The 12,907-nt window shown below is 66.8% G+C and carries 14 protein-coding genes; 9 read left to right on the forward strand and 5 right to left on the reverse strand.

Annotated elements, in window-relative coordinates; translation table 11 throughout:
- Window positions 1-18: 18 nt before the first annotated feature.
- Window positions 19-1,071 carry an iron-siderophore ABC transporter substrate-binding protein gene (locus tag L1O03_RS02245; RefSeq protein ID WP_236117779.1) on the reverse strand — a complete coding sequence of 351 codons (1,053 nt, stop codon included), beginning with the start codon at window positions 1,069-1,071 and terminating at the stop codon, window positions 19-21.
- Window positions 1,072-1,258: 187 nt separating this feature from the next.
- Between L1O03_RS02245 and L1O03_RS02250 the strand changes: the two genes are divergently transcribed.
- From L1O03_RS02250 to L1O03_RS02275, 6 genes are all read left to right on the forward strand, one after another.
- Window positions 1,259-2,461 (forward strand): MFS transporter, encoded by a 1,203-nt coding sequence (locus L1O03_RS02250; RefSeq protein ID WP_236118046.1) that lies wholly within the window; start codon window positions 1,259-1,261, stop codon window positions 2,459-2,461.
- A 10-nt stretch (window positions 2,462-2,471) separates the two neighbouring features.
- Window positions 2,472-3,371, forward strand: coding sequence for an exodeoxyribonuclease III (locus L1O03_RS02255; RefSeq protein WP_236117780.1), 900 nt, complete (start codon window positions 2,472-2,474; stop codon window positions 3,369-3,371).
- Between the two features lie 45 nt (window positions 3,372-3,416).
- Entirely contained in the window at window positions 3,417-4,151 is a 735-nt protein-coding gene (locus L1O03_RS02260) for a trimeric intracellular cation channel family protein (RefSeq protein ID WP_236117781.1), read from the forward strand.
- A gap of 103 nt (window positions 4,152-4,254) precedes the next feature.
- On the forward strand, window positions 4,255-4,449 hold the full coding sequence (locus L1O03_RS02265) for a hypothetical protein (RefSeq protein ID WP_236117782.1): 195 nt from the start codon (window positions 4,255-4,257) through the stop codon (window positions 4,447-4,449).
- 75 nt (window positions 4,450-4,524) lie between these two features.
- Window positions 4,525-5,556, forward strand: a complete 1,032-nt coding sequence (trpS, locus tag L1O03_RS02270; RefSeq protein WP_236117783.1) for a tryptophan--tRNA ligase — start codon at window positions 4,525-4,527, stop codon at window positions 5,554-5,556.
- A 135-nt stretch (window positions 5,557-5,691) separates the two neighbouring features.
- Window positions 5,692-6,768, forward strand: a complete 1,077-nt coding sequence (locus L1O03_RS02275; protein WP_236117784.1) for a YhjD/YihY/BrkB family envelope integrity protein — start codon at window positions 5,692-5,694, stop codon at window positions 6,766-6,768.
- Window positions 6,769-6,830: 62 nt separating this feature from the next.
- On the opposite strand, the gene L1O03_RS02280 is transcribed toward L1O03_RS02275, so the two are convergent.
- Window positions 6,831-8,180 carry a D-alanyl-D-alanine carboxypeptidase family protein gene (locus L1O03_RS02280; protein WP_236117785.1) on the reverse strand — a complete coding sequence of 450 codons (1,350 nt, stop codon included), beginning with the start codon at window positions 8,178-8,180 and terminating at the stop codon, window positions 6,831-6,833.
- A gap of 35 nt (window positions 8,181-8,215) precedes the next feature.
- Here L1O03_RS02280 and L1O03_RS02285 point away from each other — a divergent pair, with 35 nt between their 5' ends.
- A complete protein-coding gene (locus L1O03_RS02285; RefSeq protein ID WP_236117786.1) occupies window positions 8,216-9,106 on the forward strand; it encodes an amidohydrolase family protein in 891 nt (296 codons plus the stop codon).
- Between the two features lie 35 nt (window positions 9,107-9,141).
- Here the strand turns inward: L1O03_RS02285 and L1O03_RS02290 are convergent, their stop codons facing one another.
- From L1O03_RS02290 to L1O03_RS02300, 3 genes are all read right to left on the reverse strand, one after another.
- Window positions 9,142-10,374, reverse strand: coding sequence for a hypothetical protein (locus L1O03_RS02290; protein WP_236117787.1), 1,233 nt, complete (start codon window positions 10,372-10,374; stop codon window positions 9,142-9,144).
- 75 nt (window positions 10,375-10,449) lie between these two features.
- Complete coding sequence (locus L1O03_RS02295) at window positions 10,450-11,334, reverse strand: C40 family peptidase (RefSeq protein WP_236117788.1); 885 nt, start codon at window positions 11,332-11,334, stop codon at window positions 10,450-10,452.
- Window positions 11,334-11,627 carry a hypothetical protein gene (locus L1O03_RS02300; protein ID WP_236117789.1) on the reverse strand — a complete coding sequence of 98 codons (294 nt, stop codon included), beginning with the start codon at window positions 11,625-11,627 and terminating at the stop codon, window positions 11,334-11,336. Before L1O03_RS02300 ends, L1O03_RS02295 begins: the two co-directional genes overlap by 1 nt.
- 77 nt (window positions 11,628-11,704) lie before the next feature.
- Between L1O03_RS02300 and upp the strand changes: the two genes are divergently transcribed.
- Together upp and L1O03_RS02310 are read left to right on the forward strand one after the other, a co-directional pair.
- Window positions 11,705-12,340: a uracil phosphoribosyltransferase gene (upp, locus tag L1O03_RS02305; protein ID WP_236117790.1), complete on the forward strand. Its 636-nt coding sequence runs from the start codon at window positions 11,705-11,707 to the stop codon at window positions 12,338-12,340.
- Window positions 12,341-12,429: 89 nt separating this feature from the next.
- Complete coding sequence (locus tag L1O03_RS02310; protein WP_236117791.1) at window positions 12,430-12,855, forward strand: helix-turn-helix domain-containing protein; 426 nt, start codon at window positions 12,430-12,432, stop codon at window positions 12,853-12,855.
- Window positions 12,856-12,907 lie beyond the last annotated feature (52 nt).

Consider the following 12,907-nt stretch of genomic DNA (forward strand, 5'->3'; position numbering starts at 1 on the left):
GGTGTGAAGTCGTCAGCACTAAGACTTCAGACCTTCCTCAATCTTGGTGAGGTAATCGTCAAAACCCCAGTCGATGGACAGGGGCGAGGGGTTCACCGAGGCGGACAGCGGGCCGGTGCCCAGGAAGATGACGTGCCCCTTCTTGACCGCGGGGATCCGGGACCACAGTGGATCCTCCTGGAGACGCTTGAGCGTTGCCTTGTTTTCTTCATCTTTGTCGCTGCCATACGTGTTGATGGCATCCACATCCGAGAACTCATCCGCGTTTTCGGCAGATATCTCCTCATAGAATTTCTCAGAGTTCTGAGACTTGTCCGTTACGACCTGGGGAGCGCTGAAGCCGGCGTTGAGGAGGAAGTTCATCCGAGGATCATGCGTGGTGTAGAAGCTGATCTTGGAGAGATCAGTTCCCACGCTGCCCGACACAATGATTTTCTTGCCCTTGAGACTCGGGTGCTTGTCCATGTCGCTGGCGATGGTGGACTTCACCTCTTTCAGGAGCCTCTCGCCCTCCTCGGCCCGGTTAAGACCGCGGGCGTTGACGGTGATGATGTCCTGGAGATCAGTGCCCCACGCAGTCTTGGGGTAAGCGATGGTGGGGGCGATCTGGGACAGCCGGTCGTAGTCCTCCTGGGTGATGCCCGAGTACGCAGCGAGAATAACGTCCGGCTGGGAGTCCGCAACGGCTTCGAAGTCGATGCTGTCGGTCTCATCGAAGAGGATGGGAGTCTCCCCGCCGAGCTCGTCAATCTTGTCCTTCACCCAGGGGAGAAGTCCATCGGAATCATCGTCTCCCCAGTTGGTCTTGGGCATGCCGACGGGCACGATACCGAGCGCGAGCGGCACTTCCTGGTTAGCCCAGCCGACGGTGGCGACGCGCTCCGGGCGGCCCTGGATCGTGGTCGAGCCAAAGGCGTGCTCCACGGTGATGCTCTCGCCAGAGTTCTCCGATGCGCGCTGAGAAGCGGAGGAGGTGCTGGTGGAATCACTGGAGCAGGCCGTCAGCGTGAGAGCGGTGCAGAGCGCAACCGCACAGGCAAGGACGGGATAACGGTGGGGGTGCGTGAGCATGGGAGCCTTTCATATCGGACCAAAGAAGACTGGCCTAAGCCGTCCATCCCACCTTACTGAGGGAAGATGGGCCTAATCAAAAAGCAGTGTTGGGAAAGGGGAGAGTTAGGGACGTCACGCTCAGGCTGATTGCTTGGCATGGGGTGGCCATGAAGTGCTAGGGTTCCCCTCCGTGTCAATTGTTCGCATGCAGCGTCGTCCCATCCCTGTGCAGACTGTTATTAGCCGGCGTCGTCGTATCCTCGTGATGCTGGCGCTGGCTGTCGGGGGTTTCGGGATTGGCACGACGGAGTTCGTCTCGATGGGGTTGCTCAACCTTATCGCGCAGGACTACCAGATCACCGAGGAGACGGCCGGACGGATCATTTCTGCCTACGCCCTTGGTGTGGTGGTCGGGGCTCCCGTCATCGCAGCGTTCACCGGAAAGCTTCCCCGCCGCCGTCTTCTCCTGCTGTTCATGGCGGCGTTTACAGTGGGCAACGCGCTCACCATTCTCGCGTCGAACTATGAACTCCTGTTGGTTTCCCGGTTCATCGCAGGTTTCCCTCACGGTGCGTACTTCTCGGTGGCTGGGCTCTCGGCAGCGTCGATGGCACCCAAGAGGGAGCGCGGCCGGGCACTCGCCTTTGTCGGAATGGGACTCTCGGTCTCGCTGGTCATTGGTGTGCCCATCGCCCAAGGGATCGGCCAAATCGCTGGGTGGCAGGCGGCTTATGGCCTGGTGACGCTCATCGGTCTCGTGACGATCGCGGCACTGTGGTTCCTCATGCCGCACATGACGGAGATGGCGGCCACTGACCCGCGCACCGAGCTGGGAGCTCTCGCGAAGCCGCAGGTATGGCTGACTGTCATCATGGGCACAGTCGGTTTCGGTGGCATGTTTGCTGTCTACACCTACATCTCCTGGACGATGACCGAGCGCGCCGGGCTCGATCCGTGCCTCATGCCCCTCGTCCTCACGATCTACGGTGTGGGTTCCGTGGTGGGGAACTGGCTGGGTGGCCGGGTAGCGGATCGTAACCTGGAGGGGGGCATCCTCTTCTCCTTCATTATGATCGCCGTCGTGTTGCTCAGCTTCTACACGCTCAGCACGATGCCGATCCTTGGCACCATCAACTTTGGCCTCGTGGGGATGTTCGGATCCTGCCTCATCCCCAGCCTGCAGATCCGCCTGATGGAGGTGGCAGGACGGGCGCAGACTCTGGCTGCGTCGCTCAACCAGTCGGCCCTCAATCTGGCCAACGCCTCGGGCGCGGCGATCGGCGGCGCGGTGATCTCCGCCGGGTATAGCTACTCGGCGCCGGCCCTGGCGGGGGCGAGCCTCGCGCTCATCGCCATCCTCGTATGGGTGGGGGCCTACCGTCTCCGCCGTGTCCAGGCCGCCCGATAGAGTGAGTCCCATGGCTGTCCAGATCACTACCGTCAACGTCAACGGCATCCGCGCCGCCGTCAAGGAGCGCAATGCGGCCAACCCCGGCATGCTCGCCTGGCTGAAGGACTCAGGGTCCGACGTTGTCCTGCTGCAAGAAGTCCGCGCGACGCTCGAGCAAACCCAGGCGGCCCTCGCGCCGGCGCTCGAGGCGGGCTGGCACTACGTCGGCGCACCAGCTGCCGCCAAGGGGCGCGCTGGGGTGGGGATCCTGAGTCGTCGCCCCCTCGACGACGTACAGATCGGTTTCGGCTCCTTCGAGGACGCTGGCCGGTGGATTGAGGGCACGGTCGACGGCATCCGGGTCGCGAGCCTCTACCTGCCCAGTGGGTCGGCCGGGACGCCGAAGCAGGACGAGAAGTACCACTTCCTCGACGAATTCACTGAGCTTCTCCGCGAGCGCGCCCGCGAGTTCCCCGACATGGTGATCGGCGGGGACTGGAACATCTGCCACCGCAAGGAAGACCTCAAGAACTGGTCCGGCAACCGCACGAAGTCCGGCTTCCTGCCCGACGAGCGCCGCTTCATGGACTCCGTCTTCGGCTCCTTCCCGGACGAGGCATCCCAGGTCGAGGCGGGCGTCGGCGAGTACGCGGGGGCCGTGGACTACCGCAGCGACGTGGCGCGCGCCGTCGCGGAAGCTCCCGAGTGGTTCGACGTCCAGCGCCGGCTCAGCCCCGAGGGGCCGGGGCCATACACCTGGTGGACGTACCGGGGGCAGGCGTTCAATAATGACGCCGGGTGGCGCATCGACTACCAGGCGGCGACCCGCTCCATGCTCGACCGCGCCGAGTCCTTCCACATCGGAAAGGCCCCGACGGTAGAGCAACGCTGGTCCGACCACGCCCCGCTGAGCATCCGCTACCGCTAAGTTGTCCGCTCCGTTTTCCTTCACCTCGACGCAGTCTCGCTTCTTATGCCCATTCTTTTGACCGTCTTTTACATCATCGGCATCACCGCGGAGGGGGTGACGGGCGCGCTCTCCGCGGGGCGCCAGAAGATGGACGTCTTCGGGGTCATGGCCATCGCGGTCCTCACGGCGCTGGGTGGCGGATCCGTCCGCGACATGGTGCTGGACACCTACCCGCTCACCTGGGTGGAGCACCCGCACTACCTGGTCATCGTCATGGTGGCCGCGGCGCTCACGATGTCCTTCTCCTTCCTCATGCACCATTTCCGCGTGCTCTTCCTCTTGCTCGACGCCGTGGGCCTCGCCGCCTTTTCCGTGCTCGGCACGCGGGTGGCTCTCGACGCCGGCTATGGCTTCATCATCGCGGCGGTGGCCTCCGTCATCACCGGGGTGTTCGGCGGGGTGCTCCGCGACCTCATGTCCGACCGCGTGCCGCTGGTGTTCTCCCAGGAGCTCTATGCCTCCATCGCGGTGGCGACGACGGCGGTGTACATGGTGCTGCTCGCGGTGGGGGTACCGGAGAGTATCACCATGGTCGTGGCGCTCTTCTTCGCGCTCATCGCCCGCTGCCTCGCGATGTACTACCAAAAGTCCCTGCCCATCTTCGAGTATCGCGGTGCGGACCAGCCCGTTGATCCTCGTATTCGGCTGTCCTATCGGTTGCTTCGTCGAGGTATGAGTCAGGCCAAGGGGAAGCTCACCCCGCGCCGGAGCAAGGGGTGCGATGAGGCGGGGGACTAGGCCACGCCCTCATGCCTCGCCAGATTCCCTCTCTTCCGGGGGCTAATGATAAAATTGTTGCGGATCTGTCAGTAATTTTTCACATCAAAGGGGCTTAATTCCCATGCGTATGGCAATTGAAGCGATCGTGGGGATCGTCATCGCGGTTCTTGGTATGTGGTGGCTGGTCACCGCGGGTCACACCATCAATGGCATTCTGTCCGCGCTCGTGGTGGCCGTGGGCGGCGGGCTGGTCGTCGTCGCCATCGCTCGGCTCCTTGATATTTACTCCAAGACTTACAAGGAGCCCGGCGAGTAATTCGCCCCACACTCATGGTCTCGGGGGAGACCCGGCCGAGAGTTCTCAGCGCCCGCTGACTACACTCTGGAGACCATGAGTGACGTACAGAGTGCCTCCGGCAAGTCGAAGCCCCGTGTCCTCTCGGGGATCCAACCCACCGCAGACTCCTACCACCTGGGAAACTACCTGGGTGCGCTGAAGCAGTGGATTGATCTCCAGGATGACTACGAGGCTTTTTACTTTATCCCGGACCTCCACGCGATCACCGTGGACCAGGACCCCAAGGAGCTGCGCGCCCGCACCATCGCCGGCGCCGCGCAGCTGCTGGCCCTGGGCATTGACCCGGAGAAGTCCACTCTGTTCGTCCAGTCCCACGTGCCGGCCCACGCCGAGCTCGGCTGGGTGATGACCTGCCTCACCGGCTTCGGCGAGGCCTCCCGCATGACCCAGTTCAAGGACAAGTCCGCCAAGCGAGGCGCGGACCGCACCTCCGCGGGCCTCTTCACCTACCCCATGCTCATGGCGGCGGACATCCTCCTCTACCGCCCCCAGTACGTGCCGGTGGGCGAGGACCAGCGCCAGCACCTTGAGCTCACCCGCAACCTGGCCGAGCGCTTCAACAACCGCTTTGGGAAGACCTTCGTCCTCCCCGAGGGCTTCATCCCCGAGGGTGCGGCCAAGATCTACGACCTCCAGGAGCCCACGGCCAAGATGTCCAAGTCCGGGGCCAACCCCAAGGGCATCGTCAACCTTCTCGACGACCCGAAGGTCTCCGCCAAGCGCATCCGCTCCGCCGTGACGGACAACGACGGCGTGGTCGCCTTCGACCGGGAGAAGAAACCCGGCGTGTCCAACCTCCTCGTCATCCAGTCCGCCCTCACCGGGACGAGCGTCGACGATCTCGTCGCCAGCTACGAGGGCCAGGGCTATGGCGCGCTGAAGAAAGACACCGCGGACGCCCTCGAGGCCTTCACCGAGCCGCTGCGCGCCCGCTACAACGAGTACATGTCGGACCGCGCGCAGCTGGAGGCCATCCTCGCGCAGGGCGCGGAGCGGGCGGCGGCGATCGCCGAGCCGGTCCTCGCCCAGGTTTACGAGGGCCTCGGCTTCCTGCGCCGGCGCTAAGACGACGCGCGCCGGGTTTGCCCGTCGAGCCCTCACCACACGCCCCTCCCCACCGACCGATGAAAGGTGCATAAGCCGCTCCTTTTTCGTAAGGTAGGGGAGGCTTTATCAATTTCTCAGGGAAAGAGAGGGCGCGTGGCTGCAAGCACGAAGTCCGACGAGCGGTACACGGATGAGTACGGCATCGAGCGGGTGAACCAGGATGAGCCGGGGTTCGTCGACAAACTCCGCATGAAGTGGGGATGGTTCGACCACATCATGCTCATGCAGGAGCGCTACTCCACCCACGGCGGGAACCAATACTCCGCGGGCATTACGTACTTCTCCGTGCTGGCGATCTTCCCCATCCTCATGTTGGTATTCGCCGGCCTCGGTTTCGTGCTGGCCGCGCACCCGGAGCAGCTCGATAAGGTGCAGGAATACATCACGAGCTCCGTCGAGGGCGACATGTCCGAGATGCTCAACCAGATCGTGGAGACCGCCATCGCGCAGCGCGGGGCGGTGGCTGGCCTCGGTATCCTCACCACCCTATGGTCCGGGCTCGGCTGGATGAACAACCTGCGCTATGGCGTGTCGAAGATGTGGCGGCTCGACCCCACCGACGGCAACTTCGTGGTGAAGAAGCTCCTCGACCTCCTGGGTCTCGTGGGGCTGCTGCTCTCCTTCGTCATCGCGTTCGGCATCACGGCCGTGGGATCCTCCGGCCTCACGATGCGCTTCATCGAGATGATCGGCCTCCACGACGTGCCGGGGATCGGGGTCATCGCGGCGCTCGTCGCTATTCTCCTCGGTCTCCTCGCGAACTTCCTCGTCATGCTGTGGATGATCATGTACCTGCCGCGCACGAAGGTGCCGCCGCGCTCCGGGGTGAAGGCGGCGATGCTGGGCGCGCTCGGCTTCGAGGTCGTCAAGCAGCTGGGTTCTCTCTTCTTCTCCAACGCGCTATCGAACCCTGCGGGCGCGGCCTTCGGCCCGATCATCGGCCTCATGGTTGTCCTCTACCTCGTCTGGCGGATCGTGCTCTACTGCTCCGCTTGGGCCGCCACCACCGAGGAATCCCTGCAGCTCACCACGCTGCCCGTCCCGGAGCCCGCGGTCATTCGCGTGCGCAATGACATCAGCCAGGGCCCGGGAAGCGGCACGATGCTCGGCATCGGCGCCGGCCTCGGCCTCCTCGCCGCCGGCGTCACCAGCCTCCTGCGCCGCCGGTAGGGTCTCGACGCCCACCCGGCCGCGTTCTCCCCGGCGCCCGCCCTCGGGGCCTGAGCGGGGCCTTAGCGCCGGGCGCGGCCGGTGCGGCCGGTGCGGCCGGAACGCCCGGATCGCCCGGTGCGGCCGGATCGCCGCTGCCGCCACGTCGTCCGCGGACCCGGGGCCAGGCGCGGGCGGCCGAGCCGCCACACAAGCACCGCGATCGCAGCGAGAGCGATGATCGCAGCCCCCACACCAAGCCCAAGGTGGAGGGGGCTCACTGCTGTCTGGGATGCGGAGTGGGAGTTGGGGGAGGGCATGGGGGCCATCTCGGTGGGGGTGCCGTCCTGGCCGTCCGCGGAGGCGTCCTCGGCGGCGTCGAGGGAGGCGACGCCGCGACCCGCGGGGACCTGGTAGGCCTCGTCGAGGAGATCGCGGGCCTGCTCCCAGGCGCGGCCGCGGTCCACGGTGGTGTCGAGGAGGACGGCGACGAGCCGCCGGCCATCCCTGTCCGTGGCGCCCACGAAGGTGTGGTTGGCGTCGTCCGTGTAGCCGGTCTTGCCGCCGATGCCGGTGGGGTCGTTGAGGAGCAGGTGGTTGTCATTCCACACCTCGAATCCCTCGTTCTCGCCCCAGCCGGGGAAGTCCACGTGGTCCGTGCGGACGATCTCCGCAAAGACCGGGTTCTTCCAGGCCGCGCGGTAGAAACGGGCGAGGTCGAAGGCCGAGGAGCTCTGCCCCGCGCGATCGAGGCCGGTGTAGTTCATGACGCGGGTGTCCCTCGCCCCATCGCGCTGCGCGAGCTCGTTGACCAGGCGCAGTGTCTCCTTCTCTCCGCCCAGCTGCTCCGCGAGTGCCGTCGCCGCATCATTGCCGCTGGCCATGAGCAGTCCCTCGAGCAGGGAGCGCACGGTGTACTTCCCGCCCGGCCCGATCCCGACGGCGCTTCCCTCCATCCCGGCGGCCTCGTCGCTCGCGGTGACGACGGTGTCGAGGTCCAGGTGCTCCAGCGCCACGCGGGCGAGCAACACCTTGATGATGCTCGCCGGCCGATAGCGCCCGTGCGGGTCCTTTGCCGCGATGACCTCCCCCGTGTCGAGGTCCGCGACCAGCCATCCCGAGGCCAGGACGGACTCCGGCACCGTGAAGCCGCGCGGCGCGCTCACACCGCAGCCCAGGCCGTCGGGTGCTGGCGAGACCGGCAGGGGAGGAGGCGGCGTCGAGCCCGGCTGCGGCGTCTCGGAGGTCGTCCGCGCCTTCGGGGGCACGAGTTGGTTGGGGCAGGAGGAGGTGTCCGGGGCCTCCGCGCGGGAGGCCGGCGGGAGGTCGGGCTCGTCCTGGCCGTGGGCCTGCGGCGGGCACGCGAGCGGCGCGCCGAGCGCGAGGCAGAAGGGGATGATGGCCGCGCGGCGCGGCCAGGAGTGGTGTGTCATGATGCCGTGATGGTACAGGGGTTTAATCTATGGGCATGACTGACATCCCGACCATCGGTACTAATCCTCGGTTTAAGCACCCGGATGAGGGTGTTATCGCGGCGTTGCCCAAGGTCGTCGTGGGCCTGCCGCACTCCGACTCCCTCGTCGCGACCCTGCGCCGCATCGGCGTCGTCTACGCCGAACTGAGCCTCTCCGCCGGCGCCACGGAGCTCCCCGAGTACGAGGACATCGATGTCCGCTATGTCCTCCGCGGCCACACTCTCGACGACGCCCGCCAGGCGCTCTCCCTCCACGGCCCCCGGCTCCTGGGCTTCGCCCTCGACGACGCCCCGGACGACGGCGTGCTCGACCTCTGCGCCGAGCACTGGCTGCCCGTGAGCGGGCGGCTCGACGACCTCCCCCACGGCGCCGTCCAGCGCGTGGAGTGCGGGGTGGAGATCTGCGATGACTTCGGCGTCGACGAGGACGGCATCACCCTCGGTGGGCGTTCGGCCTGGGTGCGCGACCGGCGGGTGCCGGTGCTCCTCGCCGCCACGGAGGAGGACCTCGCCGATCACCCGCTGCCGCTGCTTCGCGACGTGGGCATGGCGAGCGTTCCGCTCAGCCCGGGGAATCGCCTGCTCCGCGAGCTCAAGGACCTCGTGGACTCCTATGGCTACGGCCCCGAGGAGCTCCTGGAGATCACCTCCGACGCGCTCGACGCCTCCTTCCTCAGCCTCCCCGAGCGCTCCACCCTGTTCAACCAGGTCATTCTTCCGGCCTACGCGGAGCTCGCGGACCCGGAGGAGCAGGAGGCCGAGGACGAGGAGACCCACGAGCACGAGGAGGCCGCCGGATCCGCCGCGGGGACGCCGAAGCCCCCGAGCGGCGGGTCGCCGTCGGGGGCCAATGGGGGAGGGCTCTCGCTCACCCTGGATATCTAGGCTCGAGGCGCCGGGGCGCCCGCGCCGGGGCGCGCTTAGGACTTGGAGAATCGCTTCGTCAGCATGTTCTCCATTTCCTTCCAGCCCTCGGCGTGGTCGGTGTAGGGCGCCGAGGGGACGTAGCCCGAGGTGCCCGTCGAGCCCACCATGTAGGAGATGTAGTCCTGCATCCGCGGGTTGCTGAGGAAGTAGGAGTTGAGGGAGTCATCCTGGGCCCAGTCGGCGGCGTCGGCCATGAGCTCATAGGCCTGGCCGAGCTGCTGGGAGTCCACGTGCTCGGGGCCGGCCTCGATGTCCTTGGCGAGCCCGGTGAAGGAGTAGGAGTTGTCCTTGTGGACGGTGAGCTGGAGCTCGCCGGCGCGGGCGAGGGTGAGGATGTCCTCCCAGGTGGAGAGCTTCGCGAGGTCGTGCGTGTCGTGATCCGCGATCCAGCGCACCAGGCTCTTGGAGTTAGTAAACGTGAAGATCTCCCCGTAGCGGCCGAGGAAGACCGGCGAGCCATCGAGGTAGGTGCGCAGGGTGTAGAGGGTACGGCCGTCGAGGGCGATCCGCACGGGGTCGATCCCCGCCGCCGCCCACGGGGAGGAATCATAGGGATCTGCGTTGGCCTCATCCTGCTTCTTCTGCGCTTCCTCGGCCTCACGGGCCGTGGCCGCCGCGCTCTCCGCCGCCGTGATGCTCTTCTCCGCCGCGGCCGCGGCATCCTCATCCACGTCGACGACCTTCACGTGGGCGTCGAGATCCTCGACGACGGTGCGCCAGTTGTCAAGAACCGCGCGGCCGATCGCGGACCACTCGCCGAGGCCGGCGTTGCCCGAGAAATGCTCGGACCCGCGGTCAACATTGCCCAGCACCGAGTGGGAGGCAAAGAAGACGCTGACGTGGTCGGCGCCGCTCACCGTGCCGAGGGCCCGCGTGACGCGGAAGATCCGCGACACTTCCTTCACCGTGGTGTAGGTGGGGCGGTCAGCCAGAAGAGCCGGGGCGCCGATGATGTCGAGCTGCCCATCCGTGTTCGGGACCACGCGGGTGGCGTCCTTCTGTGCGAAGGCCTCCCACTGGCGATGGGATTGGAGATCGTGCGAGGCGCCGGATTCCAGGAAGGCAAGGAGCTTAGCCGGGCTTTCGAACACGAACACGTCGTCCTCATCGCCGAGGAAGGCGGTCCACTCCGCGCCGTGCTCGCGCCAGGTGGGGACCCACAGGGTATAAAAATCCCCCTCGGTGAGGGACAGAGAAATCGGAATGATGGTGGCCTTCTCGCTCATGGCCGCCGATTTTAGCCGACCCTCTCCCCGCTGCCCGGAGGGCCACGCGCTCGCGCGGAAAGCATGGGCCCTGGCCTAGCCCGTCGGCCGGAAATAGCCCTTGAAAGGCATCCCCAGATTCGTGGTGCGCAGCGGGTTCATCTGGACCGGATCGCCCGCCTCGATGATCTGCCCGCCCCCGGCGTACATGGCGACGTGCCCATCCCACACGAGCAGGTCCCCGGGGGCGAGCTCGCCGGCGCTCACCTGGCGGCCCACGGTCTGGGCCTCCGCGGTACGCGGAATCTCCACCCCGGCCTGCCGCCACGCCCACTGGGTGAGGCCGCTGCAATCGAAGCCGCCCTGGCCCGTCCCGCCCCACCGATAGGGGGTGCCCATTGCGCTGCGAGCGGCGTCGACGGCCGCCTGGCCCGCCGCGCTCCCGCCCTCGCTGCTCGAGCCGGAGGACAAGTTCCCGGCGTGGGGATCATGCCCGGCGAGCATGGCCCGCGGGTGGGGGAGCCCCGCTGGATGATCCGGCTCGCTCGCCAGGCGGTGAAGGGAGCTGACCGTGGTGGCGAGCTCCCGTTCGAGCTGGTGAACGCGCTGCTCTGCTGCGCGGAGGTGGGCCTGGCCGGCGTGGAGCAGCCGGGCCCAGGCGGCCGGCGCCGCGCCGGGAAGAGGGTTGAGGAGCTGCGGGGCGGTCTGGGCGGCAACCCGAAGGAAGCTCTGCGCAATCCCCGTGAGGTCCGCCCGGGCGCGGTCGAGAGCAGCCGCCCCCTCGCGGAGGAGCCGATCAAGCAGTCCGCGGTCCTCCCCGAGGCGACGGGCCGCGCGGAGGAGGGGGTGGGCGTCGGCCCCAAGGGACCGGGCGAGGGGAAGGGCGGCGTCGAGGCGAGGCAGGTTCCGCCACACCGGCAGCGACATGAGGGAGGGGGCGAGGGAAGCGATCCCCGCCACGACGGGTACGAGCGGAATCATCAGAGTCCTCCGAACTGGCGGCCGGTGGAGCGGTCGGTCTCGTCGATCACGCCGATGGCCTGGGCGGAGAGCTCAGCGAGGGTTCGCGCGACGCGGTGGAGGGTGTCCGCGCGGCGCTCGGCGGAGTCGACGGCCGCCTGCGCCGCCTCGCTGAAGGCCGCGATGCCCGGCCCGGATGGCCATTCGGGTGGGTGAGCCAGCGTGGCGGGGAGGGAGGCCTGGTGGTGGAGGTCCCGGGCCAGGCGGGCGGCGTGCTCGGTGCTGATGTTCAGATACTCATTCACGATGCTCATGCGTGCTTAGACCGGCCGGCGCGCCAGCCCGTTCCCTCCGGATTCCCTTCCGGGGCGGGAGACGTAGGATAAGCAGCATGGAGATCACCATCGTCGACCATCCCCTCGCCCTTGCCCGGCTCACCATCCTGCGCGATGCCCGCAGCGACAACAGCGCGTTCCGGGCCGCCGCAGCGGACCTGGGCACCATGCTCGTCTATGAGGCTTCGCGCAACCTGCCCGTCGAGAACTTCGACACGAAGACTCCGGTGGGCATCGCGCAGGGCACCCGGCTGGAGAATCCGCCGATCATCGTGCCCATTATCCGCGCTGGTCTGAGCATGATTGAGCCCGCGCTCTCGATGATCCCGGACGCCCAGGTGGGCTTCATCGGCCTCGCCCGGGACGAAGAGACCCACCAGCCGGTGCCCTACCTTGAGGCGCTCCCGCCGGACCTCACCGGCCAGCCCGTGTTCATCGTGGACCCCATGCTTGCGACGGGCGGCTCCCTGCTCAACGCCCTCCAGCTGCTCGCTTCGCGCGGCGCCACGGACATCACGGCGGTGTGCATGATTAGCGCGCAGCCGGGCGTCGACGCCCTCGAGAACTCCGGGCTCCCGGTGCGCCTGGTGACGACGTGCATCGACCCCGAACTCAACGAGGATGCGTACATCGTGCCTGGTCTGGGCGACGCGGGTGATCGCCTCTACGGCCCGCGGAACATCGACCTGTAGGCTCTCATCGAGCCTTTTGCCCAACGTGTTTGGCGGACGGCTGTGGGTGGGGGCCACAGCCTGGAGGGGTGACCTTCGACGACACGGGTGTGAGATGGCAAAGCTACGGCCGCAGACTGGGCGAAAACATCCGCTACCTCCGCAAACTGCGTGGGCTCAGCCAGGAAGAGCTCGCTGACCTCTCGCATTTGTCGCGCAACCAGATTTCGAATCTCGAGCGCAACGACAATAACGGGAGGGGCCCGTCGAACCCGAACCTCGCGACGATTTACCAGATCGCCCGCGGTCTCGGCGTCCTTCCTTTCCTCCTGCTTCCGGCGGGAGCGAGCCCCGTGGAGAAGCTCTGCCCGGATATTGGGCCTGAACAGCCCCTGGACTTCCACTGGCCAGGGATGAGCATCACGGCGCACGAGGAATTCGCCGCCTGGATGGAGCGCTATGACGGGGAGCCGGAGGCCCGGCGCGCGATCCCGTCCTCGCGTGAGAACTCCGCGGGGGTGGAGAAGAAGCGCTGAGGAACTACACTCGTGGGAAGAAAAACGAACTCGCGAGGTAGTTGAAGGGGTA

This window comes from Corynebacterium uropygiale (genome assembly GCF_021568315.1).
In the GTDB taxonomy this organism is placed as follows: domain Bacteria; phylum Actinomycetota; class Actinomycetes; order Mycobacteriales; family Mycobacteriaceae; genus Corynebacterium; species Corynebacterium uropygiale.

What these genes read in the sequence shown, in the direction of transcription:
- L1O03_RS02295 (WP_236117788.1), bottom strand. Translation starts at nt 11,334, where the DNA reads ATGATTCCGCTCGTACCCGTCGTGGCGGGGATCGCTTCCCTCGCCCCC.
- L1O03_RS02265 (WP_236117782.1), top strand. Translation starts at nt 4,255, where the DNA reads ATGCGTATGGCAATTGAAGCGATCGTGGGGATCGTCATCGCGGTTCTT.
- L1O03_RS02285 (WP_236117786.1), top strand. Translation starts at nt 8,216, where the DNA reads ATGACTGACATCCCGACCATCGGTACTAATCCTCGGTTTAAGCACCCG.
- L1O03_RS02245 (WP_236117779.1), bottom strand. Translation starts at nt 1,071, where the DNA reads ATGCTCACGCACCCCCACCGTTATCCCGTCCTTGCCTGTGCGGTTGCG.
- L1O03_RS02290 (WP_236117787.1), bottom strand. Translation starts at nt 10,374, where the DNA reads ATGAGCGAGAAGGCCACCATCATTCCGATTTCTCTGTCCCTCACCGAG.
- trpS (WP_236117783.1), top strand. Translation starts at nt 4,525, where the DNA reads ATGAGTGACGTACAGAGTGCCTCCGGCAAGTCGAAGCCCCGTGTCCTC.
- L1O03_RS02260 (WP_236117781.1), top strand. Translation starts at nt 3,417, where the DNA reads ATGCCCATTCTTTTGACCGTCTTTTACATCATCGGCATCACCGCGGAG.
- L1O03_RS02300 (WP_236117789.1), bottom strand. Translation starts at nt 11,627, where the DNA reads ATGAGCATCGTGAATGAGTATCTGAACATCAGCACCGAGCACGCCGCC.
- L1O03_RS02280 (WP_236117785.1), bottom strand. Translation starts at nt 8,180, where the DNA reads ATGACACACCACTCCTGGCCGCGCCGCGCGGCCATCATCCCCTTCTGC.
- upp (WP_236117790.1), top strand. Translation starts at nt 11,705, where the DNA reads ATGGAGATCACCATCGTCGACCATCCCCTCGCCCTTGCCCGGCTCACC.
- L1O03_RS02255 (WP_236117780.1), top strand. Translation starts at nt 2,472, where the DNA reads ATGGCTGTCCAGATCACTACCGTCAACGTCAACGGCATCCGCGCCGCC.
- L1O03_RS02250 (WP_236118046.1), top strand. Translation starts at nt 1,259, where the DNA reads ATGCAGCGTCGTCCCATCCCTGTGCAGACTGTTATTAGCCGGCGTCGT.